Origin of the sequence: Collinsella sp. AM43-1, from assembly GCF_003467925.1 — a bacterium.
Lineage (GTDB): Bacteria > Actinomycetota > Coriobacteriia > Coriobacteriales > Coriobacteriaceae > Collinsella.
The window spans coordinates 1-1,063 of record NZ_QSFR01000049.1 but is presented as its reverse complement, the minus strand read 5'-3'; the positions used below and the strand labels follow the sequence as shown (position 1 = coordinate 1,063).

At 65.7% G+C, this 1,063-nt stretch carries 2 protein-coding genes; both read right to left on the bottom strand.

The window, feature by feature from the left end; genetic code table 11:
- Positions 1–9: 9 nt before the first annotated feature.
- Positions 10–843, bottom strand: a complete 834-nt coding sequence (locus DW925_RS10020; RefSeq protein WP_117565064.1) for a PTS system mannose/fructose/sorbose family transporter subunit IID — start codon at positions 841–843, stop codon at positions 10–12.
- A partial coding sequence (locus DW925_RS10015) for a PTS sugar transporter subunit IIC (protein WP_147324175.1) occupies positions 824–1,063 on the bottom strand: 240 nt, incomplete at its 5' end. The genes DW925_RS10015 and DW925_RS10020, both read right to left, overlap by 20 nt.

Sequence of the window (1,063 nt, the reverse complement as noted above, 5' to 3'; positions counted from 1 at the left end):
GCCGGGCCCTTACGCCAGCACGCCGAAGAACGCGCCGATGATGCCCACGACCATGGTGGCCACGATCAGCACCATGGGGTTGATCTTCTTGGACAGCAGCCAGTAGTACAGCCAGAAGGCGAGCATGCCGAGCATGCCGGGCATGATGCCGTCCAGGATGTCCTGGAGGGTCTGGGCGTCCTCGCCCGAGCCGATGGCCACCGGGATGCTGGCCCAGAACATGTCCTTGCACATGGCGCCCACGACCATGACGCCCACGATGCCCACGCAGGTCATGATCTTCTGCATGAGGCCGGTCCTCTGGGCCTCGTCCAGGAAGCCCACGCCCAGCTCGTAGCCCTTGACGGCGCCCCAGATGCGCAGCGCGAAGCCGGGGACGTTGTAGATGAGCAGGAAGGCGATGGGGCCGAAGGGGTTGCCGGCCTGGCACAGGCTGATGCCCACCGCGGCGGCGACCACGCGCAGCGTCGACAGGAAGATGGAGTCGCCGATGCCGGACAGCGGGCCCATGAGGGCGGCCTTGACGTCGTTGACGCTCTCGGGCTCGATCTCGCCGCGGGCGACCTTCTCCTCCATGGCCATCGCGATGCCGCCGACGAACGGGGCGAACTGGACGGTGATGTTGAAGAACGCGCAGTGGCGATGCAGGGCCTCGGCGTAGTCGTCGGGGCGGCCGGCGTAGATCTTCTTGAGCATGTTGGCGACCATCAGGCAGAAGGCGATGTTCATCTGCTTGTAGTAGGTCCAGGAGAACTCCATGCCCAGGGCGCCGACGTTGACGGCGCTCTTGACGAGGTCGGAGCGCGTGATCTTGTTCTCGGGACTAGAAGTCATCGTCCTCATCCCCTTCCGCGGAAAGCTGGGGCTGGGCTCCGCCCAGGCCGAGCAGGTCGAACTTGTCGATGCCGATGATGATGGCGATCAGGGCGACGCCCAGGACGGGCACGTTGGCGTAGGAGCACAGCAGGAAGCCCAGGAAGTAGAAGGGCACGAGCTGCTTGGTGAGCACCAGGCGGCCGAGCATGGCGAAGCCCATGGCCGGCAGGATGTTGGCGGCAACGCC

Bases quoted from the DNA above. Each gene is read 5' to 3' on its own strand.
- DW925_RS10020 (WP_117565064.1), bottom strand. From the start codon at position 843: ATGAGGACGATGACTTCTAGTCCCGAGAACAAGATCACGCGCTCCGAC.